The organism is Rhodococcoides corynebacterioides, assembly GCF_019834675.1.
In the GTDB taxonomy this organism is placed as follows: Bacteria; Actinomycetota; Actinomycetes; order Mycobacteriales; family Mycobacteriaceae; genus Rhodococcoides; species Rhodococcoides corynebacterioides_A.
Window position 1 is genome coordinate 86,386 of record NZ_JABUBU010000002.1, and the last position, 23,473, is coordinate 109,858.

Here is a 23,473-nt window from a genome sequence, read left to right on the forward strand (position 1 = left end):
TCCGGGGGTGGGTCGTCCTCGAGAGCTAATTCCCGCCGTCTGAGAGGGGGCGGGTCGGTGTCCTACAGCGCGATTGAATGGCGCACGATCGAACCCCTCGCGCAGAAGGCGGAGATGATCGCTCGGACCCATCCCGAGCGGCGTGACCTTTTCCTGTGTCATGCGTGGGACGACCGCGAGCATGCAGCAAAGGAACTGTGCGATCTGCTCATAACGAACGGAGCCACAGTCTGGTTCAGCGAGTACGACGTCGGTCTCGGGAAGTCGCTGCTCCAAGAGATCGACAGGGGGCTGGCCAACTCAAGAATCGGTATCGTGTTGGTGACGCCGGCCCTTCTCGAGGGTCTCAAGTCGACAAGCGGTATCGCCGGGAAAGAGTTGTCAGCGCTGCTTGCGACCGACAGGGTCATTCCGATAGCCCACGACACCACCTTCGACGCACTCCGGGATATCAGCCCACTCCTGGCCGCGCGGTCCGGTCTGACGATCGGCGACATCTCGATGGCCGATGCCGCGAAAAAAGTGGCCGGAGCAGCCGCAGCGGAGGGCAGTGCAGAAGGCAGTTGACGCTCTCGTGGCCACGTAGCGGTCGGCAGATTGACTGCTCGCGACGACCCCATGTGCTTACTTTGTTGTGTGCGGACAATGTGCAAGGAAGAGTGTTCGACGGCGCTGTACATCGCGAGCGGCACGACGCCAATTGCCGGCGAGCGTGGTCCCGCGACGAACCCATGCTTGCCCTCATGCACGAGACGTTGTCGCAGACGATTGATGGGCGGGACGCCTGGGATGACGTAACCGAGTTGCAACCGACTCCCATGACAGTTGCCCTGGATGCGGTCGCGGCGCGACGCCGTGAGTTACAGGCAACCTATCCGACACGGGTGCCTCGCGTTGTACTGCGACGGAACGATAGGGCTGCGGAGCTATGAAACCGTTCGATAATCGACCGACCTGTTAGTAGCTAGGAGCGACCATGTCAGGGATGTCCACAGCACGCGAACTCGACGACCTTGCAGCCCCACTCGGATACACCGTCCGCTACCGCGAAGGTACTGCTGGACGCAGTGGCAGCTACCGGCTCCAGGTGATCGACGGAGATCACGTCGTGATCATCACGCCGGATCCCGATGATGTGCGGCGGGAAATGATGATGCTCGCCGAGTCGGATGTCTGGGAACTGCGGCGGGGAGAGGTCATCCAGAGGATCGGACTGCTGACAGTTGTCGTGGAGATCGAAGGGATCCAGCACCGTGTCAGTGGCGACATGGCGGTAGGTGAAGTCAGTGCGGGCTCGATCGTCCTGACTCGCACGGGCGAGGAGCCGGCCCCGAAGGGCATGTGGACGAAAGCGCCACTACGACCCGAGCCAATCGTCAGGAGCGAATGACTGCTCCGCGGGCGCACCCACTCGTTGCCCTCTTCCTCCCGTAAGGTCGTCGCGTGCGATTATCGCCTGCTGTTTTGTCCAGTCTCGGCGCGGCCGGCGGCGCAGCTCTCGTCGCGGTGTGGGCGTTGTCCAATGCCCGGCCGATCGACTTGTATCAAGCTGAGACCGATACCCGGTCGCCGTACGTCTTCGGAAACAACTGGTCCGACCGGTTCTTGAACTCGTCGTGGGCAGTCGGGATCGCATTGGTCGTTGTCGTGGTCGCTTTGTGGGTCGGTGGGAAGTACCGGCTCGCGCCGGCCTTGGGTGCGGGCGCCGGACTTTTCATTCTCGGAGCACCGTCGGTGGTCGATGTGCCGACCGGGCTGGCGCCCACGACGACCGGGCTCGCAGCCGGACTGCTCCTGGGTTTCGCCGTGTCGACGGCCCGGTCCGATCGAGCCGTAGCGGTGGCTGTGATCGTCGGCGCAGCCTGCGCGTATCCCGTCCGACGGGACTTGGACGCACGCTTCGGATCCCCGCGAGACTGGTCGATCAGCCTCGGTGGTAGCTACGCGACCACGCTGGTGCCGATCGTGGTCCTTGTGCTCGTCCTCGCGTTGGTCGTGTGCGCCGTAGCGACGACAACCGGGTCAACGGCGCCGATGGCGGCCGGTGGGTCCGGATCGACCATGGTGGCGATCGCTGCGGTGGTGACGTGGGCGGTGTACGTCTCGTTCGGTGACAGTGCGTCGTCGACGGTTCAGTGGGTGACCGCAGTCGCGGTGACCGTGGCCGTGGTGGGGGTGGTTGCGGTGCGGTGCGGACGGGACGGTGGTTTCGTGTGCGCTGGTCTGGCCGTGGCGGCCACGACCATCAACGGCATGACCTGGAGCGGGTGGTGGTTGGCGCCACTCGCCTTGGTAGGAATCGCTGTAGGTTTCCTTCTTGCGCGGCGCGTCCCGTCGACCGTGGTGGGGTGCTGCGTATTGGCGGTCGTATGCGCATCAGGGTTGATGTGGGACAACGCCGCCTCCACGGTCGCTTACGCGGCTGTCCTGCCTACGGCAGCGGCGTATTCCTACGCGTCGTCGCTGGTGTCCGACCCGTCAGTGCTTGCCCTGGGGGTTTTGCTTCCCGTCATATGTGCGGTGTTCGGCTTCTCGGCATTGGGTAAGCGTCCGAGCGGTGTGTTCGGATGGGTGCCGAACGATCAGCCGATCGAGATCCCGGCGCCCGGCAGTGTGGTCCCCGCGACCGCGACTGCGATCGCCGCCGCGGTGGCCGCGTCCTTGGTGGCGGCCGTTCTGGCGACACGGACCCGAAGGCAGCCGTCAACAGCCCCGTGAGTGGATGCAGCGTCCTGCCGACCGGAGTCATCCGAGCGGGCGCCGGGCGTCTGCGGGTGGACGTAGCTGCGTACGCGAACCGCTCGCACCGTTTCACATACCCCGGATCGCTAGAGACGCTGACTGGAACGGGTTATTCGACGCCTCCGATTCTAGTCTGGAGGGAACGCAAGGTTGGCGGCGCGTATCAGATCCGGGTATTCCATTCCGAACGTTTGCGATGCATGTCGGTACGACCATACTGCGATTTTCAGCGGACTGAAATCCTCCAGCATAATAACTTCAAGTGCAAGTAACGCTTGATGCTGCTGGACGGTTTCCGGTTCACCTGGAAGGCCGGTCACCAACCGCAGTGTTATGGCGTTGTCATCGTCCATGCGTTGTTTGGCGTCGTGAAGATCTTTTCTGTCCAATGTTCCGTTGTTCAACTTCTCCACCAACTCTTGGAGCCATGGAACATGAATCATGTCTGCTTTCTCGAATGCACGCTGGGCACACCAGCGTGCGAAGCGGAGTTGAGTGTCTCCGTCGCTTGCAGCGATCCGGTCGAGTAAGTCTCTGTCCAGCGAAGCGACGAATCTCGCGTAGGTTGTCGCCTTGAGATCGGCGGACAACGGGCGTCCACCGTGTTCCCTTCTCCATTCCCGAGCGCTGTCGGCTTCGACACTGTGTCGATCCACCCGTCGGACTTCGCCGTCCGTTGCTCTGACGTAGACATAATTGAAGTCGGGCTCGGGGACCACACGAGTCGGCTCGTGAGAGGTGTCCTCCTCACGGCTCCACGCGCGATCGATCTTCCGCAGCGTGCGAACCGTCAGCTCGTTTGGATACGCCGAAGGCCACAGTTGGAAGTAGTAAGTTTCGGTCGCATCGGTGACTTCCAGACCGGTATGCGTGTCGCGGCCGACGGCGTGACAACGAACGGTGTAAGTCCCGGAGGGGATCGAGCCGATGTCATCGACGATCGAGCCGTTCAATGACATCACAACTAGCGGTTCGGCGCTGGTGAGCACGGTTTCTTCGACCACTTCCCAGGATTCGAGCTCAGACACGTCGGGAGCGGCGTCCAGGACGTCGACAATGACGCGAGCAGGCCCGTAGGAAACGCCTGTGTAGACCCCGACGAATCCGGACCCCGCTTCGAGAAGGGTTCCTTTGACTGCAACATTCATGGTGTCGGCATCCGCACGACCGATCGCGAACTGATCGTGATCGACGAAAACCAGCCCTGCTCTGCTGTCCATTCCTGACCTTCCCGAATGACTATCACCGTGCCCCACCGATGGGGGAGTCGATCGACTCCCCCATCAGCTGTGTAGCCCGCTAGTTGACGTAGAACGTCTCGGCATCCAGCAGTCGTTGCTTGCGGAAGAACCAACTCAGGTAACCACCGCCACTCCGGTTGTCCCCTCGGTCGATGAAGCACATGCTGATGCCGGGCCCTTCATCGGCGAGATCGTCCGGGTCGAGGACTGCGATACCTCCGCCACCTTGAAGACCCGCGCCGACGTTGCAATCATCGTAGGTGCGGGCGACTGTTCCGGCCGAAAAACCTCCGTCGTATGTGGAGGCAAACGGGTACTCGTCGCAGTCCGTGTCGGGGTCGCGCGGGCCGGGAATCCGGTTGCACGACGAGTTGCGGTTCGCCTGGATCGCGGTCGGGTCAACGAGCCGTCGAAGAGGTACCCCGCCCACTGCGCCGGGGAGTCCGGTCAACTGTGCGCGTTGGATGTGTTCCGAGTGGGACAGGACCTCCCGTGAACTGATGTCGAAGATGGGCTCGGCTGCAGGAATGACGCATCCTTGCCCGGTCAACGACGCGGCGCGGTCACACCGCACCTGCGGAAAGCGTGCCTCCGGGGCGTTCCACTTCAGGGGGTTCGTCTGTGGGTGGGTGAAGACCCACTTCGAGGTCGTGTTGTTGGTGACCTGAGCTCCCGCAGCGAGTGACCCGTTCGAGACGGTGAACGTCGTCTCGAGGTCGGTATTGAACGCAACAGGCACGTTCGACAATCCCGAGCCGGTAACGGGGCATCCGGTTCCCGAACTACTACATGTGGGTGAGACCGACATCAGCGCCTCTGTGGCAATGCCGTTGACGCCTCCAGTGAAGAAGTGAATCGCAGACTTGCCGGTCCACGCCGAATTGTTCCACTGGGTCGTCAGTTCGTGTTCCTGGATGTAGTTGAAGCGCCCGACCGGTGTAGCGCCAGGAGTGGGGGTAGAAGAATTACGGTTGTAGATGAAGGTCCAATCCTCGCGCCACATGCACGCGTAGCCGCGGTCGGCTCCCCATTGCCGTTGCGGCAAGGATCGGCATTCTTGACGGGAAAGAGATGTCTCCGGCTCAGCCACGCGTTGCGCGCTACCGCCCTCATCAAGTAGTCCCTGCTCTTTCAGCATCTCGGGTGTCGGACTGCAGAGAACGAGTTCGTCCGGCCCTGCGGTCAGGTCCGGTACCAATTGATCACACGAGATGAGGGCGTCAGGGGCCGGCTCGGCAATAGGGGCACTGTCGGCGGGGGCCTCGGCGGTCCGATTCAGGGTTCCGCCGGTTCCGTCTGGCACGGAGCTCGTGGGGGCAGGTTGTGGAACGGTGAGGTAGGCGAGACCCTCGATATCGATTCGTTCGTCGTCTCCGCAGGTGGGACAATTTGCCTCGACCTCGGCGGCGGATGGTTCGTCCCAATCCGTGCCGATATTGCTGTTGGCTGGACTGTCTGCGAACGTGATCGGCCACCCGATGGTGCCCCGTTGGAAGGTCTGCTGCAGACTCCCGGGATCGATACCCGGCTTCTCGTCTTCGATCGGATAGCCGAGACTGCCGCGTTCATATCCGGTCGCGGCCCACTTGCCCATGATCCGGCCAGTATTGATGTCACCGGTTCCGTACACGGGCCATGCACCCGTTGCCGGTGACCAGTAGATCGACCCGTTCTGGAACCGTGCGAGACGGCCGACGCCGTCCGGAAGTCCGCCCTCGTCGGCGATCAAATAACCGAGAGGGTGGTCGGTGTCGGCGCACCCGTGAGCTCACCGCACTCCCCCGCAAAGGAGCCCTCCACGTGACCACCACACACACCCCGGCCCGCCGCAGCACCGGACTCCGCGTCCGCCTCGCCACCGCCAGCGTCCTCGGCGCCGCCCTCGCCCTCACCGGCGCCGGACAGGCCATGGCCCAGCCCGCACCCACCGCCCCGCAGGCCACCGCCGCGGCGACATGCCAGTCCTACTGGCCCACCCCGTACCCGGTGTGCGGTGCAATTCTCGACCTCTACAAGTCCCTCGGCGGACCCAGCAGCACCCTGTCCTACCCCAAGAGCTCCGAAGCACCCGCCGGCGACGGTATCGGCACCCGCCAAGCCTTCCTCGGCGGCACCGTCTACTACTCCCCCACCACCGGCGCCTACATCGAATAGAAGTTCGCGAGCGGAAGTTAGTCGAGCAATGACACTACGTGTCGACGGTGAGTGGTCCGGGTGGTCTGGAGACACCATCGTGCAGTTGAGTGACGGATCGGTGTGGCGCCAGGACGAGTACCACTATGAATACCGCTACGCATACCGACCTGAAGCGGCCATCGTTGCGGGCAAGATGCAGGTTGCCGGTATGAACAATGCGGTCAGGGTGCGCCGACTGTAGCGTTCTGAGGTCGGGTTCCCTGGCGCAAACAGCGGCCGGGCTGGTCCTAGCCGAGGGTTTCTGCGGCAGAAAGGCTTCCATGCAGCGCACCTACCCGACTGCTGTGACCCGTGACGGCGCGGGCGACCCGGACGGCGCCCAGCGCGAGGCCGTGCAGTGGATCGTCCGGACGCACCGCGATATCGGCGGCACCGTGCTGCTCTTCCTCCCGCTGAAGTCGAGTCTGCCCCGTAGTGGTGTCCTCGCCCGCCTTGCTTTGCGTCCCGGGGTGGTCGTCGCAGGATCACGCGGTCGCATCGACGGTTGGAACGGCGGACCCGTGCTCGCCGCGTGGCCGACCCGCGAGAAGCTCGCCGCGATAGCCGACGATGCTCGTACCCGCGCACTGTGCGTCATCCCGTGGAACGCCGACGAGGTATCGACATGGGTGCTCGTAGCTCGTCCTGTCCGTCTCGACGGAGCCCGTGACGACGGCACGAGGGACGCCAGTCAAGTGTTGGATCCCGTTGTAGTTCAGGGTTTGACGGCCCTGAGCGCTATGGTCAACCACGCGAACAATCTGGCCGGGACTCTCGACCACCGCGACGCCGTTGCAGTACTGAAGACGCTCCACGCGGCCGGCTACCCGTTGCCTGCAGACGAGGTGTACGTCTGGGCCCTTTCTCACGACTGGAACGCGAACGGCGCCGAACGCCTACGAGAGCTGACAGAGCGAATCGACAGCGGACGTACCGTCCGATCGAGGGGGCCGTCGCCTCTGCGCGCGGACATCATCGACCTGTGGCGCGCCGCCACCGAGCAGAACTGACAGTGAATGTCTGGTCCCGCAGCTCGTCGTGGCGGGCTCCATGTCGCAAGGCCGTAGCCTTTACCTGACGGAACGCCAATTGGCATGGCGAGATTCTTCGGTCGGGCAAGATTGCTGTGTGCCTGATGTAGGCGGCGGCGCGGCGGAGCGTCCACCCCATCTGGCCGGCGGCCAAGGCGGTTCCGGCGTGACCTCAGGTATGGCGGTAACGGCTCACTGCAGTCGAGCCCTGAACTCGAACCAACCCCCGTCGATGTATTCCGTCTCGAACATGGCGTAGCCCTCAGGCTTCTCCGGCCGACCGTTCGGGGCGAACACCCACCCCCCAGATGCAGACAACAATGTCCGATCCGCATTGTAGAAGTAAACCGATCCATCTACCGTGCGTACTACCCGACTGATGCTGAAGGGACCTAGCTGAATTGTTCCCTCTATTGTACCGGCAGTGGTCGGAGCGGCCGCAACGATTGAGTCGAACTGCTCACGAGTGTCCGCGAACGACTCTCGGGGGAATATCAGTAGTATAAGAAAAAAAATTGCCACGAAGGCCGGTGGCCCTAAGAGCCACCACGTCAGTTGCTTCGACCGCAAATCTTTTACAACCTTGAACACCCAGAGACACCCGAGTCCCATGAGTATCAAGCCGGAGAATAAGGCAACCGCGCCATTCCCGAATGAGTCGACCTGGTGCCCGACACCCGGCCACCAGTCAATAAACGAACAAGCGAGACAAGCTGCGAAAACCCCAGTTGAGGCGGTGAGGGCGGGGCCCGACCAACGAGACCTTCCGCGAGGTCCCGGTTTCACCGCAGGCCCAGTACCAACCACTTCGCTGCCCTCCAATGACTGCTCGAACGGGGCACGCAGGGTTCCGACGGCCACAGGAAATAGTACGCCGCTGTCAAGGCGTGACGCGGTCCGCTGATCGGATGGTGGACCGACGAGATCGGTCACCGGCGTCGAAGAGCCAGTGACCGATCTCGGTATCGAACTTGGGCGAGCACTGCGGGATAGGGCGCCCCGCGGGATCAACCTATTTCTGTGGGTACACGCCCGCAACCACGAGCACGAAGACTGGAAAAGCCAAGACCGTTCCAGCGAGTAGTGCCCAACCGAAGACTGCAAATCGCGGAACCCTCTGGCGCAGCAGCAACACAATGCCTAGAGCGACCAGCCCAGGAACAACCAGCAACTCGATGATTCGGCCAGGAGTTGCCAGTCCCCGTCGTAGCAATTGTTCCGTCCTTGCGCGTAGATTCGAACTCGGTATCGGTGTTCACCTGGCGGGGCCCGCGTTCCCGCCAATGGTCAGCGAGAACTTGCAGGTGACTCGAGCTGTGGCGCCGCGGTCGGATAGTCGGTCTGAACCCCGTAACTCAGCGCCCGGACTCATGTCTGTGCACGATGCCTCGTTCGGCTCGCACGTGGGACAACACAGTCCCCGTGGTTGGTCGAGTGGACTCGACGGTTCTACCGATTATCGATTGCTGCGATCAACCACTTGCCGTCGACACGTTCCATCGTGACCACGGCCGGGGTCTGCACTGTTCCGCGGTCGACCGAATCCTGGCTGGCGGAGACGTCCAAACTCGCCACAAGCTCGGCCCGGTCATTGTTCAAAACAGTCACGCCTATGTCAGTGACAGTCGATGTCGCTATCGTCGTTGTCTGCAGGACGCTCTGCTTCGTTTGTTCTGCGGTCGAATCGTATTCCGCGCGGCGTTCATCAGTCAGCACGGCTCGAGCAGCGGCCTGGTCCTCGTCGATGGTATCGAACTTGTAACTGAACACAGTCTCAAGAGCATCCCGCGCGGCCGCGGTGACTTCAGCAGTGCCATCGGTATCGACCCATGCTGTGTTGTCGACCTTGTTAACGCCGGGTTGAAAGAACGCCACTACAGCGAAGATCGCGAAGACGACGGTGAGACCCGACAACAGCATCAGCACCTTCGATTGCCGGAACTGTTTGAAATCTGTTCGACGACCGCGTGGCTCAGATCGGGAAGAACTGGACTCCGACTCTTCTGCGGTCTCGTGGAGTGGAGCGCCGGCCACTTCCTCTTTCTCCCCGGACGGTTCGGTCTGCGCCTCGGCGCGTTGGGGCCGTGAAGGCAAGTCCGTGGAAGTCCGACCAGCCACTTTTCTGGCGCGGCGCGGAACCCCAGCAGGTCGTGAGTGGCCGGCCGGTGGTTTGCGCGGAGTGGGCGGCATGCTGTTCTCCCAGGATTGGCGAACGGTGTTGATCGTGATGACTACTGAGTGTTGCATCCGTCTGTGCGTACACGTATGGCCGCTATGCATCTGGATGGCGCCAGCAAGCGGCATCGCACAGGGTTGGTGCTCACCCGGCGCGCTCGGTCAACCACTCCAGTTGCGGGCGCGGTCTACGCGCAGGCGCTTACGGTCCAGCTGAGACCTCGATCAGGGGGCGGAACTGAGAGATCAGTTTTGCTTCACCGACTGGAGTCGCGTCGGCTTCGATCCATGCATGTGCGGCAAACGGTGCACGCTCCTGGACCCCGACAAGCCATGCCGGCCACCGCTGATATCTGACCAAGCAGAGTAGGGCCGCAGAGGTCGACCTGAGGAGACAACCGTTTTGATCCGCGCAGTAGATGCTTGAGACAATCACGGCGTCTCGGGATCGCTCAGCCTGCCAGTGGGTCGCTGGCCGCGCGTTTCGGCTCACGAGCGTGAGGACTCGCACTAAAGCGGTCACCTGGAGTCGTACCAAAAGACGCGCCGTTGTTATGCATATGGTTGCTAAGGCGCGCATGGGGAGTGACACGCTATTGTGTGGCCGCTCGAAAGTGGTCTGGAAGCTCATTTGATGCGAACCATTCCTTCTGCGGCCAGGTCGCGCAGGAGTGCTTTCACGTCGCTCTCGACAGTTGTGGTCGATACTTCGTACTTGGCTGTGATGACTGCAATAGTTTCCGCGGTGGAGGCGTTGGATTCGAAGCTTTCGAGCATGTCGGTCCCAACCTGGTCGAGTGTCCAGTACTTGCCGGTTCGTCCATCAAGCAGGACCATGCCATCCTCGGTTCGGGTCTGGGACACGCCTTTGGATATCTCCACGTGAGACGAGGGATCGAGACGGAACGGATCGTGCTTCGGCCGTCGGAGCGAGCGCTTCATAATGCTGTTCTCAACCATTTCTCTGTTGCAAGGGTTGCGTCGAGTTGTTCGGTCAGCACGGCGATCTGCGGTGCCCCGTCGATCTCGGACTTTAATCTTGATACGTCGATCAGTCCCATTTCGGCTAGAAGAGAGTTTTCGATCTGATCGCTGATTCGCTGTCTATTGTTCGCAAGTCCTGCGTACTTGTCGACGCTGCCCGCTCCTTTGTCTTGGCGTAGCTGCATGGCAGGGTGGATAATTCCCTGCATTGCACTCTTGATGACGGGTTTGAAGTTCCATGGATCAGAACGTTCGAGGGGTCGAATCTGCATGCAACTCTCGATGAGTCGATCGTCGAAGTAGGGGTGCTCGAACCGAATGGCGTGGTGAAAAAAGGCTCCTTCGTTGAGTACTCTCGCGATTCGGGTTCCGTGATGAATCATGTACTGGTCTGCGTGTTGTCCGCGGTCTTGGGACAGTGGGGTGGCATGCCGAGAGGCCGCTTCGAGTGCGCTTATAACGGCATCCCGCGCATTCGATGTCGCCCATGCAGGGAGATGTGGGGGGCTATCCCAATCCAAGGCGTGTGCGCCGAGCGAGGGCCTGCGGTCGAGGGTGTTCTTGCACCTGTCGATCCACGTCGGGTAATCAATCGGGCGTGCGCTGGCCAGTACGTCACGCAGGCGCCACCCGTTCTGGAGGCTGGCTTGTCTGATTCGCTTGAGCGCAGGGGCAGGTTGGGTCTGCAGTGCGGTTCGCAGCAGCGCAAACGGTGGGGTGAAGAGGTGATCGCCGCCGACGCCAGTGAGCAGCGTCTCCGCATTGGAAGACACTTCTTTCAGGCCTACGAACTGTCGACCGGCCTCTAGTAATGTCGTCGCCGGTTCGTCGGTGGGAGCGACCGGGGCGTCGAGTTCCGAGTAGTAGAGGGGGACGTTCTCGGCCGGAATTTTGAGGTGCACCAAGCCGGGGATGGATGACGCCGCCTTCGCAGCCCATTCCATATCCTGGTCTGCCGCGTCGCGGCTAGCAACCGTGCGAGCGACGAATTGCCGGCCGCTGCGGCCGGCTAGATGGCATATGGGAGTGGAATCCAAACCTCCGGAGAGGTCAGCTGCGAAGTTCGGGCCCATGCCGGTGCGGAGCTCGACCGCCGCGATCAACTCCCGGCGGACGTCTTCTCGAGCGTCATGCAAAGTTCGGGTGGGGGATGGAGGATGCCACCATCGTCGGGTGGAGTAGTTACCTCGGCTCCCTTTCGTCAGAATGTTCCCTGGCTCAACGCATTCGACTCCGGACCACATGGCCGTGTGATTGACCGGGTGCGGCATGAAGTCCAGTAATTGTAGGGCAAGGGCCTCGGCGTCGGGTGCGGCGTCGACGGCACCTGCAAGGAGTCTGGCGCTACTCGAAATCAGGTGTTCCCTGCTATCGGTGAGACGCGTGTGATAGATCGCCGTCATTCCGGAAGCTGGGCCGGCAGTCGTGGTGCCGACGAGCTCCTGCCACGTGACCACAACGAATTGGCCGCGGCGGCTCCGCTGTAGGTGCTCCGCGCTTAATCGCCCGGAGCGGATTTCATGCTCGAGGTCTGTGGCCGTCACATCGGTCGTTCCGAGGACAGCTATCGCCGCGCGCCCGGTACCGGCGCGGACACAAAGGTTCGGATGCCAGCGACCCACTATCCATGGTCGACCGGAGGGGTAGTCGATCGAGTCGCTCAGACTGTATCGGCGACGGTATTCATCAGGGAGTGCCCCTTCCTCGTCCGGTAAGACGAGGAAGGGGCACTCAAACGCTCGCGTCATTCGACCCGTTGTTCAGCCGAGGGAGATGTTGAGAAGCGGTTCGGGGAACCGGCGACGGGCGTAGCCGGTGTCCGCGCGGAAAGTTCCGACCTTGCGCAACTTGGGTGACGTGTAGGGCTTCTTGGCCTTCATGGTGTTCCTCTCTCAACTGCTGGATGCGTTCCTGAGCAGACGCCCAGTGGTACACGACACAGGATAGACCGGTTTGTTTGTTTTGGGGGCCTATCGGACGCGCAGATTCTTCGTTCCGCTGCCGAAGTTGGGGGCGTTGCGGCGATTGGGGCGCTAGAGTTCGAACGAGCGCCGACCTCGGGAACTACTCGTTGCGGCTCGGCTCCGGATTGGGGTTTCGGCGACTTCACGTGAGGCGACTCGTGTACCGGCGGCTAGAGGGTCGACCAGCGCGCGGTCAGGGCCACCGAGCGGGGCACGGACAGGTGGTGCCGACGCAGCGCCGCGTTGCGGGTGTCGTCGTCCGGGAGGAACCAGTGGGTGGTCAACCACGCCCACACCAGCTGGCCATGCATCCGAAATCTAGTGGTTAAACTGCGCTTATGTCATAATATAAATTATCGGCACTGAACCTGGGACGAGTTGAGGCTGAATGCGGGAACACGTCTCAACCTGCCACGACCGTGTCCGACGCCTTCGACGCGTCGACTTTCGACGTGGTCGTGGGAAGCACAGCGGCGGCATTTTCGTCGGCGACCACAGTAGTCCTGAGGATTGCCGGACCATCGAGCACTACGATTTCGCGCATGCTCGATCATGTGTCGATCCAGGCGGCCGACATCGATGCGGCCGTGGCGTTCTACGTCGACGTCTTCCAGTCCCTCGGACTTCACGAAGTCTTGCGGTACGGCGGAGACGACGGTCCGTTCGTGGGTATCGCCGGGGTCGACGACTTTCCCCGATTCTGGGTGAACCCGCTCGTTGATCACGGCACTCGACCGATCCACCTCGCGTTCACCGCGCCCACTCGCCACGCTGTCGACGAGGTGTACCGACGCGCTGTCGCACGGGGCGTGGAGATTCTGCATGCACCGCGGGTGTGGCCGCAGTACCACGCAGCGTATTACGGCGTGTTCCTGCGGGACCCGGACGGCAACAACGTCGAAGCCGTCTGTCACGCTGCGGAGTGAGGGCCCGCCGCTGACGTCGGCCTGACAACCGTCAGAGGATCCATGCGCGCATCGGCAGTGACAAGCCGATGGCGAACACCACGAGGGCGACGAGGAGCAGTGCTCCCGATCCCGTGGGCGCGTGGTCGAAGCGGGTGGGCAGTTCCTGTCGCTGTGGCATGTGTCGACCGTAGGAATCAGAGGCGGGACTCGGAATGGCCCGTGTCGTTGTTTTTCTTCCCATCGGCGTCAGGATCTCGTCAAGGTCCCCCGTCGTGTGAATCACGGCGTGAGCACGGTCCGCAATCGGCCAGTGCTTCGCGGGCGACGTGGTGACAGATACCCCCACCGGTACTTGCATACCCCCGGACGTATATGTCACTCTGGCTCGTATCCCGCCCCGACATCCCAGGAGTTCGCCATGTGCAGTCCCGTTCCGTGTTCCACGTGCGGCAAGACGACGTGGTCGGGATGCGGCCGTCACGTCGACAGCGTGATGGCGTCCGCGCCGACGTCCCGTCGATGCACGTGCGACCGCTCCGCGACACCCCGCGCGTCCGGCGGTCTGCGCTCGCTGTTCCGCCGCTGACGCCGCGGTCAGCGGTCCCGTTGCGACCCTCTCGATTCCACTACCCGCACAGGAGTTACCCGTGTCCCAGTCCGACACCGTCGCCGAGTCCCGGCCCGGTCACAACCCGGAGACATCACCCGGTCGCCTCGGCAGATGGGGCGCCGTCATGGTCACCCGCCGTCGCTGCGTGTTCGGCGCCTGGCTGATCGTGCTGATCGCCCTCGGATCCGCCGCGCCGTCGGTGTTCTCGTCACTCGCCGGCGCCGGTTGGCAGGCCAACGGGTCGGAATCGGTGCAGGTCCGCGAACTCGCCGAGGAACACTTCGGCGGCAATTCCTCGGCGGCGGTGCAGGTGGTCGTCCACAACGACGCCGGATCCCTGACGGACCCTGCCGCAACCGCGGCGCTGGCCGACGCCACCCGAATCCTGTCCTCGGACAACCGCTTCAGTGAGATCGTGCCCCCGCAGCCGGGGACGACGATCAGCCCCGACGGACGCACCGGCATCCTGATCGCCGGCGCCGCGGGCACCACCGACGAGATGGTCACCGCCGTCGACAGCGTCAAGGAACAGCTCACCGCGTTGTCCGGTGACGGTGTCGAGGTCTACCCCACGGGCGCGTCGGCGCTGTGGTCGGACTTCAACAAGGCCAACCACGACGCGATGATCCAGGCCGAATTGATCTCCTGGCCCGTCACGCTCGTCATCATGGTCCTCGCGTTCGGCTCGCTCGTCGCGGCCGGACTGCCGCTGCTGCTCACCATCGCCGGCCTTGTCGCGTCCGCCGGCGGGCTGGTACTGCTCAACGAGGTCACCCCGATCTCGGTGTGGGCCATGAACTTCGCCATGATGTTCGCCCTCGCCCTCGGCATCGACTACGCCCTGTTCGTCGTCGCCCGCTTCCGCGACGCCCTCCGCTCGAACGATCCCCGCGCCGCCGTCGCCGAGACCATGGACACCGCCGGCAAGGCCGTTGTCCTGTCGGGAATCACCGTGCTGGTGAGCCTCTCCGCCGTGTTGATCGTCCCCGCCCCCGCCGTGCGAACCATGGCCGTCGGCATCATGCTCGCCGTCACCTTCGTCCTGCTCGCCACCCTCACTCTGCTGCCCGCCGCCCTGGGCGCGCTCGGACCGAAGGTGAACGCGGCCGCACTCCCCTACGCCACGCGCCAGCAGCACCGCTCCCCCGTCTTCGCCCGATGGGGTGCGCTCCTGCACCGGCATCCGTGGCCGTTCGCGCTCGCCTCGATCGGTGTCCTCGTCGCCCTGGCCCTCCCGGTTCTCGGCCTGAAGGTCGCCATGCCTTCGATCTCCGTCGTCCCCGACGACGCGCCCGTCCGCCAGGGCTACGCCTTGGTGCAGGAGCAGTTCGGCGACGGTGCCCCCGGCGCCCTGCAGATCGTGGTGCCCGAATCCGATGCCGCCGACACCGCCGCCGCGGCGTCGCAGGTGCCCGGCATCGCCATGGTCACCCCGCCGCAACCCGCCGCCGACGGCTCCGGTTACGCACTGCTGCAGGCAATCCCGACGGTCGACCCGTCGGATGCGTCGATGGGCACGATCCTCGCCGACCTCCGGAGCGAGCTCCCCGAGCCGGCCCTGCTCGGCGGAGCCCCGGCGGAGAACCTGGACCTGCAGCAGGCCCTGAACGACTACCTGCCGCTGGTGATCGCGATCATCCTGGTCCTCGGATTCGTGCTGCTCCTCGTCGCACTGCAGGCTCCGCTGATCGCATTCCTCGGCGCCGCTGTCAGCCTGCTCTCCACCGCCGCCGCGTTCGGCGTCGCGAAGCTGATCTTCCAGGACGGCCACGGCGCCTCGCTGCTCGGTTTCACCCCGCAGGGATTCCTGAACGGGTGGGGCCCGGTGTTCTTCTTCGCGATGATCTTCGCCATCGCCATGGACTACACCGTCTTCCTCCTCGCCACCGCCAAGGAACACCACGAACGCACCGGTGACGCCGCGACCGCGATGATCGACGGTCTCGCCCACTCCGGGCGCGTCATTTTTGCCGCCGCCGCGGTCATGGTCGCCGTGTTCTTCACCTTCGCCCTCGCCGACCCGCTCCCGCCGAAGGAGATGGGCATCATCCTGGGCGTGGCCGTGCTCCTCGACGCCGTGCTCATCCGACTGATCCTGCTGCCGGTCCTGCTGCGGGTGACCGGACGCGCCGCCTGGTGGTCACCGGCCTGGCTCCGCAAGGTCCTCCCGTCCATCGGCTTCTCTCACTGACGTCAGCACCACCCACACGGAAGGAACACACCATGAGCATCGCTCTCTCCACCACACTGACCGGCACCGACTTCGACACCGTCGTCCAGCGCACCCGCGACGCCCTCGCCGACCAGGGCTTCGGGGTCCTCACCGAGATCGACATGCAGGCCACCCTGAAGGCCAAGCTCGGCGAGGACATGGAGCGCTACCTGATCCTCGGCGCCTGCAACCCGCCGCTGGCCCACCGCGCCGTCGGCATCATGCGGACCATCGGACTGCTGTTGCCCTGCAACGTCGTCGTCCGTGAAGACCCCGACCGCGACGGCGCGATCGTCGTCGACGCCATGAATCCCGACGTCATGGTCCAGGCCACCGGAGAACCGGCTCTCGCCGACGTCGCCCGCGACGCCGGCGAGAGGCTGCGCGCAGCGATCGCCGCCCTCGGTGGCACCGGAGACGGGCTCGCCTGATGCCCCCTGGGGTACGATGCGTACCAGGAGAACTCTCGAACAGGAGCACGCCATGATCGGCGACGAGGACAGCATCGCACTCATTCTGAACCGGCTTCGCCGCGCCAACGGCCAACTCGCGGGCGTCATTTCGATGATCGAGAACGGCCGTGACTGCAAGGACGTCGTCACTCAACTGGCGGCGGTGTCGCGTGCTCTCGACAAGGCCGGGTTCAAGATCGTCGCCACCGGGCTCCGCGAATGCCTGACCGGAGAGGGCACGGACAAGGAGCCCATGACGGAAGCCGAGTTGGAGAAGCTGTTCCTCGCTCTCGCGTGACACCCGCCGACGTGGGTGAGCACGGCGTGGTCGGCGTCGGGCAGAACCGCGGCGCGGACGTCGGCCGGTGGGTCGACCTGCTCGGGCGCGGGAACGAACAGCGTTGCCGCACCACGCGATTCGAGAAACAGGTCGCGGTCGTAGAGGCCGCCGGGGGCGATCGCGGAGGGTCCAGGGCCGACCGCCGCGAGCTGCGTGGTCAGGGCCGCCGCGAACCACGTGTCGATGTCCGCGAGGTCGATGGTGTCGGTCACGGCCCACACCGTCAGCGCGGGATCGTGCCGGACCGACACGGATGCGGCGGGGGTCACCGTGCTGCGATCGAGACCTGGATGGCCGAGGCCGTCAGTGGCAGCCCGTTCACCTACACCGCCGAGTTCACCGGCGCGACCGCGACCGACACCGGCGTGGAGGTCCGTCAGCACCTGGAGGGTGACTTCCCCGGCGGAGTCGTCGACCTGCACTACCGGTTCCGGATGGACGGCGCGCTGATCGGGCGAGTGGTGATCGAGCCGTGACCCGGGTCAGCCGGGGAGCAGTCGCTCACGGAAGAAGGCCAGGACCTGGTCGAGCGCCTCTCGGGTCGGCTCACCGGGGCGGTCGATCAGGCCCTCGGTCAGTACCGAGTGCGGCGGACCGGGAGCGTCGGGGTTCGCCGCCGCGTCGGGTAGCTCGAGGGCCGTGAACGCGTCCCCGAGTCTCTCCTTCAGCCACGCGAAGCGTCCCGACGGGCTCATCCGATCGCCCTGGAAGCGCAGACCGAGGACGCGGAGGTCGCCGCGGGCGCAGCGGCTCTCGACGGTCCGCAGGTCGTCCGTGTCCACGTCGATGGACCGGATCCGGCTCGGCGTGACCGCGAACGGCAGCGACGGCTGGGACAGCACGGGCGCGATCAGACGATCGTCGGCGGCCATGGCCAACGCGAACCCACCGGTGAAGCACATGCCGATCGCGCCGACACCCGGTCCGCCGCAGCGCTCGTGCTCCTTGGCGGCCAGTGCGCGCAGCCAGGTCACGATCGGCGACGACCTACCCGTCGCGAGCACGGTGAACTCACTGCTGATGCAGGCGGGGACCATTGCCCGCACGGCGGAGGCAGCGAAGCCGGCTGCCGGCACGCGACTCGCTCGGGGATCGTGACCGTCCCGCCCGAACAGGTGCGGCACCACCGCGGTACAGCCGAGGGCGGCCACCGCGCGGGCGAAATCCGCCACCCGCGGGGTGATGCCGGGCATCTCGGACATCACGACGACGGCGGGGCCGGTCCCGAGCCGGTACACCGGCGCCGATCGGCCGTGCGCCGTGAACTCGATTCGGTCGAAATCGGTCAGTGCATCGTTCCCCGGTGGCCGCATGGCGTCATCATGCCCCTCGTGGGCGATCGGCGAACCTCGCACCGCGAGACCACTCATGCCATCGTGATCTGCACCGAGACTCGGGAGGTGACGCGGTGGGGCCGTTCGTGGTGGTCGGACTGTGTGTCGGACTGGCCTGTCTTCTCGTCTCACGCAGTCTCGCCGCGCGTCGGATCTCCGCGCCGCTGATCGTGGTCGTCGCCGGCATGATCGTCGCCCCGCTGACGGGCGTGGACCTGACCGAACTGATCGACGCTCCGGCCACGGAGAAGGTGGTCGAGCTGGTCCTGGCGCTGTTGCTGTTCGTCGACGCCACCGAGGTCCGCGGCGGACTCTTCGGCGGCGAGCGGTCCGCTTCGGTGCGGCTCCTCGCCCTGGCCCTGCCCGGTTCGATGGCGCTCGCCCTCGGTCTGGGCGCCGTGCTGTTCACGGATCTGCCGCTGGCGGTGCTGGCGGTGATCGCCTGCGTGGTGGTCCCCACCGACCTCTCCCCCGCCTCGACTCTGCTGCGCGACCACCGAATTCCGCTCCGCGTCCGGCGGTTGCTCAACGTCGAGAGCGGATACAACGACGGCATCGTCGCGCCGATCTTCGTGATCGCGCTGGCGCTGATCGACGACGACGGCCCGCACGAGAGCACCGCCGAGGCCGTGCTGCACGGGATCCAGGCCTCGGTGGTGGCGGGCGGGGTCGGCGCCGTCGTCGGCTACGGCGGGGCGCGCGCCATCCGATTCGTCGTCGATCGCGGCCTCGCCGACCCGCGCGGCGTTCGTCTCGCCGTCGTGCTGCTGGTGTTCCTGTCCTACACCGGCGCCACGGTGTTGTCCGGCAACGGGTTCGTGGCCGCGTTCGTCGCCGGCATCGTGTTCCACGCGTCTCGCACGGCCGGACGAACCGTGGACACCACGGAACTGGCGATGGTCGAGGACCTGGCGGTGCTCAGCAGTACCGCCATGTGGTTCGTCTTCGGTGCCACGGTGTCGTATCTGATCGGGGTCGGGCTGCCCGGCTGGGAGATCGTGGTGTTCGTCGCGGCGGCGCTCACGGTGGTGCGCATCCTGCCGACCCGGCTGGCCCTGCTCGGCAGCGACTTCGCCCGGCGAGATCGGAGCGCCGTGGCGATGCTCGGCCCCCGCGGCTCGGCGTCCATCGTCTTCGGACTGCTCGCCTGGAACGAGATGGCCGACCTGGACGACGCCTTCTTCGTTCTGTACGTCATGGCTCTGACGGTGTTGGCCAGCATACTGTTTCACGGTGTTGCCGTCGGTCGCGTCGGCGCCGGATACGTGCGGGCCGGAGTGTCCGCGGAAGGCGGGTCATGACGAGCGAGGTACGAATTCTGCCCGCGACTGCCGCGCGGTTCGACGACGTCGCGGTCATGGTCGGGCCGAAGAACCCGGGCGCGAACGTCTGCTGGTGTCTCAGTCACCGGTTGCCGGCGAAGGTCCACCGCGAGCTGCAGGGCACCGAGCGGCGGGACGCGATGCTCGAGCTGTGCCGCCGGGACGTCGCGCCGGGTGTCCTCGCCTACGTCGGCGACGAGGTGGTCGGGTGGGCCGCGGTCGCGCCGCGTGCCGAGCTCCCGGTGGCCCGCTCGCGCAAGATTCTTCCGGTGGACGACCTTCCGGTGTGGTCGATCATCTGCGTCAGGGTGCGCCCCGGACACCGTGGGCAGGGTGTGTCGCACGCGCTGGTCGGCGGCGCCGCCGAGTACGCGCGGACGAACGGCGCCCCGGCCGTCGAGGCCTATCCCGTCGACAATCGGGGCGAGAAGGTCGACCTCACGATGGCGTTCGTCGGCGTGCGGTCGGTGTTCGAGGCCGCCGGATTCGAGATGGTCGCCACCACCGACGCCGTGGCCGGCGGGTTCCCGCGCGTCGTCGTGCGTCGGACGTTCGCGTGACGACGGCGGGGCGCGCGCCGCAGACGCTGGGTCTCGCGGTGGTGCTGCTGACGGTCATGGTGGGCACCACCATGCCCACCGCGCTGTACACCCACTACGAACGCGAGTTCGGATTCTCGGTCCTCACCGTCACCGTCGTCTACGCCGTCTACGCGGTGGGCGTGATCGCTGCGCTCGTCGCCTTCGGCACCTGGTCCGACGTGCTCGGACGCCGCCCGGTGCTGGGCCTCGGTCTGGCGTTCGCCGCGGTGAGCGATGCGGTGTTCCTCCTCGCCGACGACACGGCCGTGCTGTTGATCGCTCGCGTGATCTCCGGCCTGTCGGCGGGGGTGTTCGTCGGCACCGCGTCGGTGGCGACCATCGAGATGGCGCAGGGACGGTGGTCCGCGCGCGCACCGCTGCTGGCCAGTCTGGCGACCATCGGCGGTCTGGGCACCGGGCCCGTGCTCGCGGCGGTGCTGGTGACGCTGGCGCCGCATCCGCTGCGGACGACGTACGCGGTGCACCTGATCCTCGTCGTCGTCGCGGCCCTGATCGTCGCGGTGGTGCCGGAGACCCGGCCGCGACGCCCCGGCCCACTCCGCCCCCTCTCCCCCGCGGTCCCCGAGACCGTGCGTGACTTCTTCGTGCGCGCCGCGATCCTCGGCTTCGCGGGATTCGCGGTGATGGGACTGTTCACGGCCCTCGCTCCGACGATCGCCGCGCAGGTGGCCGGCGTCGAGTCCGTGCTCGGCCAGTCCGGACTCGTGGTGACGGTCATGGGCGGGTCGCTGGTCGGCCAACTCCTCGGCCGTCGACTGTCCGAGCGGGGCGCCGACGCGGGTGCCGTGGGGGCGATGCTCGCGGGCATGGTCCTGCTGGTCGCAGCCCTGCTGACCGGATGGTGGCCGGTGCTCGCCGCGGCCGGTCTGACCGGCGGCGCGGGCCAGGGCATCGCCTTCGCACGCGGACTGGCGGGCATCGCCACGGGAGCACCGCCGGACCTCAAGGCATCGACGACCTCGGCGTACTTCGTCGTCACCTACGTCGCCATCAGCGTCCCCGTCGTCGCCGAGGGCATGCTGACGCGCGCGGTGGGCGTGACGACGGCAGGCATCGTCTTCGCCGCGGTGGTGGCCGCGCTCGTCGCCGTCGCGGGTGCGCTCGCCCTCCGCGCGCACCGTCGGGTGGCCGCGTGAGCGCCCGTGACCGGGTGGTGCGGGCGACGTGGGAGGTCATCGAGCGCGGAGGGTTCGAGGCCGTGACCATCGCCGCCGTGGCGCAGGTGGCCGGGGTCTCTCGCCAGACCGTCTACGCGCACTTCGGGTCACGCGAGGAGATGGTGTCGCAGTCTCTCGAGGAACTGGCGCTCGAGGTGTTCGGGCGGTTGCGGGCGGGCGGGGCCTCGGCCGTCTCGCCGCGGGACTTCGTGATCGATCTGCTGGTCACGGGCCGCCGAGCGGTGCGCGATCATCCGGTGCTCGCGACCCTGCTCCGGCTCGATTCGGCGAATCCCATTCTGGGCGACGCTGTCGTGGACGAGGCCTTCCCCGTGCTCCTCCCGCTGCTCGCCCCGCTCCGCGAGATCGACCCGGCGATCGACGACGAGGCCCTCGCCGACATCGCACTGCTGGTGGTACGACTGGGGCTGTCGGTGGTGATCTTCGACGACGCTCGGACGCGGGACGACGACGCCTTGCGCACGTTCCTGCGTCGCACCCTTCCCCGGTCGATGCGGGCAGATCCGGACCCCCGTGACGCTTGACACTTCCGGCTGAAAGTGTCTAACTGGTCACCGCCGGTGACACCAGGGGGGGAATTCCGACGATGACGGTGACCAGACGTGCGTTCGTGACGGGGGCGGTGGGCGCCCTCGGGGCGGCCGTGGCCGGCACGGTGGTAGGGACGACCGCGAGCGCGTCGCCCCGCGGAACGGCCGGCCCGCGGCGAGTCGCCCTCACGCGCGAGGACCATCGAGTCCTCGTGATCGGGTCCGGATTCGGCGGCGGCGTCGCCTCGCTGCGGTTCGCCGAAGCAGGCGTGCCGGTGACGGTCCTCGAACGCGGTCGGCGCTGGCCCAGCGGTCCGAACTCGACGACGTTCCCGTCCGCGACGGCCCCCGACGAGCGGCTCCTCTGGTACGGCTCGGGCGCCAACCTCTTCGGCCGCCCCCTCGACGTCGGTCGGTACGCCGGCCTCGTCGAGGCGGTCCCCGGAGAGAACATGACCGTGCTCTGCCCGGCCGGGGTCGGCGGCGGCTCGCTCGTGTACCAGGGCATGACGCTCCAACCGGCGAAGGACGTCTTCCTCACCCAGTTCCCCGAGGAGCTGGACTGGGATCTGATGAACCGCGTCCACTACCCACGGGTGGCGCGCATGCTCGGCCTCGAGGTGGCGCCGGACGCGCTGATCGAGTCCCCGACCTACGCCGCTCCGCGGGCGTTCGCCGCCAACGCCCGCCGGGCCGGGCAACCGGTGTCGAAGATCCCGATGCCGATCGACTGGCAGTTCGCCCTCGACGAGCTCGCCGGCAAGATGCGCCCGTCCTACACCAACGGCGACGGGGCGATGGGCGTCAACAACGGTGGCAAGCACTCCGTGGACGTCACCTACCTCGCCGCCGCGGAGGCCACGGGGTTGGTCGACGTCCGCAGCCTGCATCACGTCACCGACGTCGAGCGCGCCGCCGACGGCCGGTGGACGGTGTACGTCGAGCGCATCGACGAGCGCGGCACCGTCCTGGAGAACCTGATCCTCACCGCGGGCACGCTGGTCATGGCGGCCGGCACCATGAACACCACCCGCCTGCTGATGCGCGCCGCGGCGGCCGGGCGCATCCCCGATCTGCCCGACGCGCTCGGCCGGGGTTGGGGGTCGAACGCCGACCGCATCTACGCCTGGTCCACCGCCGAGCACGATTTCGGACCGGTCCAGGGTGGGCCGGTGGTCTACGGCAGCCTCGACTGGTCGAATCCCCGCACGGCGTCGACGGTCATTCAGGCGTCCATGCCGCAACTCGGGATCAACGAGCACACGACAGTGCTGGTCGGCTACGGGGTCAGCGACGCCCGGGGCCACTTCGTCTACGACGCCGCGAAGGACGACGCGATCCTGCGGTGGCCGTACGAGGGCGACGCCGCGATCCAGACCTCCACCATCGGCCCCCGCGTGCAGGCGATCGCCGGGCCGGGGAGCGTGCTGATCGACACCAACGCCGCGTTCCCGTCCACCTGGCATCCCCTGGGCGGCGCGTCGATGAACGCCGTGTGCGACCTCGACGGGCGCGTGCTCGGCCAGCGCGGCCTCTACGTTCTGGACGGCGCGCTGATTCCCGGCAACTGCGCCGCCTGCAACCCGTCCATGACCATCGCCGCCGTGGCGGAGCGCGCCATGGACTCCATCACCGCCCGCGACGTCGGCACCGTCGTCTGACACGAGAGGTCA

General features: G+C 65.8%; 25 protein-coding genes. 15 read left to right on the forward strand and 10 right to left on the reverse strand.

The window, feature by feature from the left end:
• Positions 1 to 57: 57 nt before the first annotated feature.
• From HQ603_RS18825 to HQ603_RS04810, 3 genes are all read left to right on the forward strand, one after another.
• On the forward strand, positions 58 to 567 hold the full coding sequence (locus HQ603_RS18825; RefSeq protein WP_308116003.1) for a toll/interleukin-1 receptor domain-containing protein: 510 nt from the start codon (positions 58 to 60) through the stop codon (positions 565 to 567).
• A 418-nt stretch (positions 568 to 985) separates the two neighbouring features.
• Positions 986 to 1,390: a hypothetical protein gene (locus tag HQ603_RS04805; protein ID WP_222683427.1), complete on the forward strand. Its 405-nt coding sequence runs from the start codon at positions 986 to 988 to the stop codon at positions 1,388 to 1,390.
• Between the two features lie 53 nt (positions 1,391 to 1,443).
• Positions 1,444 to 2,718, forward strand: a complete 1,275-nt coding sequence (locus tag HQ603_RS04810; RefSeq protein WP_222683428.1) for a hypothetical protein — start codon at positions 1,444 to 1,446, stop codon at positions 2,716 to 2,718.
• 152 nt (positions 2,719 to 2,870) lie between these two features.
• Here the strand turns inward: HQ603_RS04810 and HQ603_RS04815 are convergent, their stop codons facing one another.
• Together HQ603_RS04815 and HQ603_RS04820 are read right to left on the reverse strand one after the other, a co-directional pair.
• Positions 2,871 to 3,962, reverse strand: a complete 1,092-nt coding sequence (locus HQ603_RS04815; RefSeq protein WP_222683429.1) for a hypothetical protein — start codon at positions 3,960 to 3,962, stop codon at positions 2,871 to 2,873.
• Between the two features lie 79 nt (positions 3,963 to 4,041).
• Positions 4,042 to 5,712, reverse strand: a complete 1,671-nt coding sequence (locus HQ603_RS04820) for an LGFP repeat-containing protein (RefSeq protein WP_222683430.1) — start codon at positions 5,710 to 5,712, stop codon at positions 4,042 to 4,044.
• A 71-nt stretch (positions 5,713 to 5,783) separates the two neighbouring features.
• Between HQ603_RS04820 and HQ603_RS04825 the strand changes: the two genes are divergently transcribed.
• Entirely contained in the window at positions 5,784 to 6,137 is a 354-nt protein-coding gene (locus HQ603_RS04825) for an LGFP repeat-containing protein (protein WP_308116004.1), read from the forward strand.
• A 302-nt stretch (positions 6,138 to 6,439) separates the two neighbouring features.
• Positions 6,440 to 7,168, forward strand: a complete 729-nt coding sequence (locus tag HQ603_RS04830) for a hypothetical protein (RefSeq protein WP_222683431.1) — start codon at positions 6,440 to 6,442, stop codon at positions 7,166 to 7,168.
• Positions 7,169 to 8,638: 1,470 nt separating this feature from the next.
• On the opposite strand, the gene HQ603_RS04835 is transcribed toward HQ603_RS04830, so the two are convergent.
• The 6 genes from HQ603_RS04835 to HQ603_RS04860 all read right to left on the reverse strand — a co-directional run bounded on the left by HQ603_RS04835 (position 8,639) and on the right by HQ603_RS04860 (position 12,623).
• Positions 8,639 to 9,436: a hypothetical protein gene (locus tag HQ603_RS04835; RefSeq protein WP_222683432.1), complete on the reverse strand. Its 798-nt coding sequence runs from the start codon at positions 9,434 to 9,436 to the stop codon at positions 8,639 to 8,641.
• Positions 9,437 to 9,566: 130 nt separating this feature from the next.
• Positions 9,567 to 9,995, reverse strand: a complete 429-nt coding sequence (locus HQ603_RS19195) for a lasso peptide biosynthesis B2 protein (protein ID WP_222683433.1) — start codon at positions 9,993 to 9,995, stop codon at positions 9,567 to 9,569.
• Entirely contained in the window at positions 9,992 to 10,306 is a 315-nt protein-coding gene (locus HQ603_RS04845) for a lasso peptide biosynthesis PqqD family chaperone (protein ID WP_222683434.1), read from the reverse strand. The genes HQ603_RS19195 and HQ603_RS04845 overlap by 4 nt, the downstream gene beginning before the upstream one ends.
• Entirely contained in the window at positions 10,303 to 11,892 is a 1,590-nt protein-coding gene (locus HQ603_RS04850) for an asparagine synthase-related protein (protein ID WP_222683435.1), read from the reverse strand. The genes HQ603_RS04845 and HQ603_RS04850 overlap by 4 nt, the downstream gene beginning before the upstream one ends.
• Before the next feature lie 216 nt (positions 11,893 to 12,108).
• A complete protein-coding gene (locus tag HQ603_RS04855; RefSeq protein WP_222683436.1) occupies positions 12,109 to 12,228 on the reverse strand; it encodes a lasso RiPP family leader peptide-containing protein in 120 nt (39 codons plus the stop codon).
• Positions 12,229 to 12,482: 254 nt separating this feature from the next.
• Positions 12,483 to 12,623: a hypothetical protein gene (locus HQ603_RS04860; RefSeq protein ID WP_222683437.1), complete on the reverse strand. Its 141-nt coding sequence runs from the start codon at positions 12,621 to 12,623 to the stop codon at positions 12,483 to 12,485.
• A gap of 108 nt (positions 12,624 to 12,731) precedes the next feature.
• On the opposite strand from HQ603_RS04860, the gene HQ603_RS04865 reads away from it, so the two are divergent.
• The gene (locus HQ603_RS04865; protein ID WP_245811116.1) at positions 12,732 to 13,238 is read left to right on the forward strand and encodes a VOC family protein; all 507 of its coding nucleotides are present in this window, start codon (positions 12,732 to 12,734) and stop codon (positions 13,236 to 13,238) included.
• 31 nt (positions 13,239 to 13,269) lie between these two features.
• Here HQ603_RS04865 and HQ603_RS18830 read toward each other — a convergent pair whose 3' ends face one another.
• Positions 13,270 to 13,398, reverse strand: coding sequence for a hypothetical protein (locus HQ603_RS18830; RefSeq protein ID WP_261767753.1), 129 nt, complete (start codon positions 13,396 to 13,398; stop codon positions 13,270 to 13,272).
• 469 nt (positions 13,399 to 13,867) lie between these two features.
• On the opposite strand from HQ603_RS18830, the gene HQ603_RS04870 reads away from it, so the two are divergent.
• The 4 genes from HQ603_RS04870 (at position 13,868) to HQ603_RS04885 (ending at position 17,310) form a co-directional block, all read left to right on the forward strand.
• Positions 13,868 to 16,021 carry an MMPL family transporter gene (locus HQ603_RS04870; RefSeq protein WP_371830964.1) on the forward strand — a complete coding sequence of 718 codons (2,154 nt, stop codon included), beginning with the start codon at positions 13,868 to 13,870 and terminating at the stop codon, positions 16,019 to 16,021.
• Positions 16,022 to 16,053: 32 nt separating this feature from the next.
• Positions 16,054 to 16,473: a DUF302 domain-containing protein gene (locus HQ603_RS04875; RefSeq protein WP_222683438.1), complete on the forward strand. Its 420-nt coding sequence runs from the start codon at positions 16,054 to 16,056 to the stop codon at positions 16,471 to 16,473.
• Between the two features lie 52 nt (positions 16,474 to 16,525).
• Positions 16,526 to 16,792, forward strand: a complete 267-nt coding sequence (locus HQ603_RS04880) for a metal-sensitive transcriptional regulator (protein WP_222683439.1) — start codon at positions 16,526 to 16,528, stop codon at positions 16,790 to 16,792.
• Positions 16,793 to 17,067: 275 nt separating this feature from the next.
• On the forward strand, positions 17,068 to 17,310 hold the full coding sequence (locus HQ603_RS04885; protein ID WP_371830972.1) for a nuclear transport factor 2 family protein: 243 nt from the start codon (positions 17,068 to 17,070) through the stop codon (positions 17,308 to 17,310).
• Between the two features lie 6 nt (positions 17,311 to 17,316).
• On the opposite strand, the gene HQ603_RS04890 is transcribed toward HQ603_RS04885, so the two are convergent.
• Positions 17,317 to 18,147 carry a dienelactone hydrolase family protein gene (locus HQ603_RS04890; protein ID WP_222683440.1) on the reverse strand — a complete coding sequence of 277 codons (831 nt, stop codon included), beginning with the start codon at positions 18,145 to 18,147 and terminating at the stop codon, positions 17,317 to 17,319.
• Between the two features lie 95 nt (positions 18,148 to 18,242).
• Here HQ603_RS04890 and HQ603_RS04895 point away from each other — a divergent pair, with 95 nt between their 5' ends.
• The 5 genes from HQ603_RS04895 (at position 18,243) to HQ603_RS04915 (ending at position 23,461) form a co-directional block, all read left to right on the forward strand.
• Complete coding sequence (locus HQ603_RS04895) at positions 18,243 to 19,469, forward strand: cation:proton antiporter domain-containing protein (RefSeq protein WP_068144670.1); 1,227 nt, start codon at positions 18,243 to 18,245, stop codon at positions 19,467 to 19,469.
• Positions 19,466 to 20,050, forward strand: a complete 585-nt coding sequence (locus HQ603_RS04900; RefSeq protein ID WP_222683441.1) for a GNAT family N-acetyltransferase — start codon at positions 19,466 to 19,468, stop codon at positions 20,048 to 20,050. The genes HQ603_RS04895 and HQ603_RS04900 overlap by 4 nt, the downstream gene beginning before the upstream one ends.
• Positions 20,047 to 21,228 carry an MFS transporter gene (locus HQ603_RS04905; RefSeq protein ID WP_222683442.1) on the forward strand — a complete coding sequence of 394 codons (1,182 nt, stop codon included), beginning with the start codon at positions 20,047 to 20,049 and terminating at the stop codon, positions 21,226 to 21,228. Before HQ603_RS04900 ends, HQ603_RS04905 begins: the two co-directional genes overlap by 4 nt.
• The gene (locus HQ603_RS04910) at positions 21,225 to 21,794 is read left to right on the forward strand and encodes a TetR/AcrR family transcriptional regulator (protein ID WP_222683443.1); all 570 of its coding nucleotides are present in this window, start codon (positions 21,225 to 21,227) and stop codon (positions 21,792 to 21,794) included. Before HQ603_RS04905 ends, HQ603_RS04910 begins: the two co-directional genes overlap by 4 nt.
• A gap of 62 nt (positions 21,795 to 21,856) precedes the next feature.
• Positions 21,857 to 23,461: a GMC oxidoreductase gene (locus tag HQ603_RS04915; protein WP_222683444.1), complete on the forward strand. Its 1,605-nt coding sequence runs from the start codon at positions 21,857 to 21,859 to the stop codon at positions 23,459 to 23,461.
• Positions 23,462 to 23,473 lie beyond the last annotated feature (12 nt).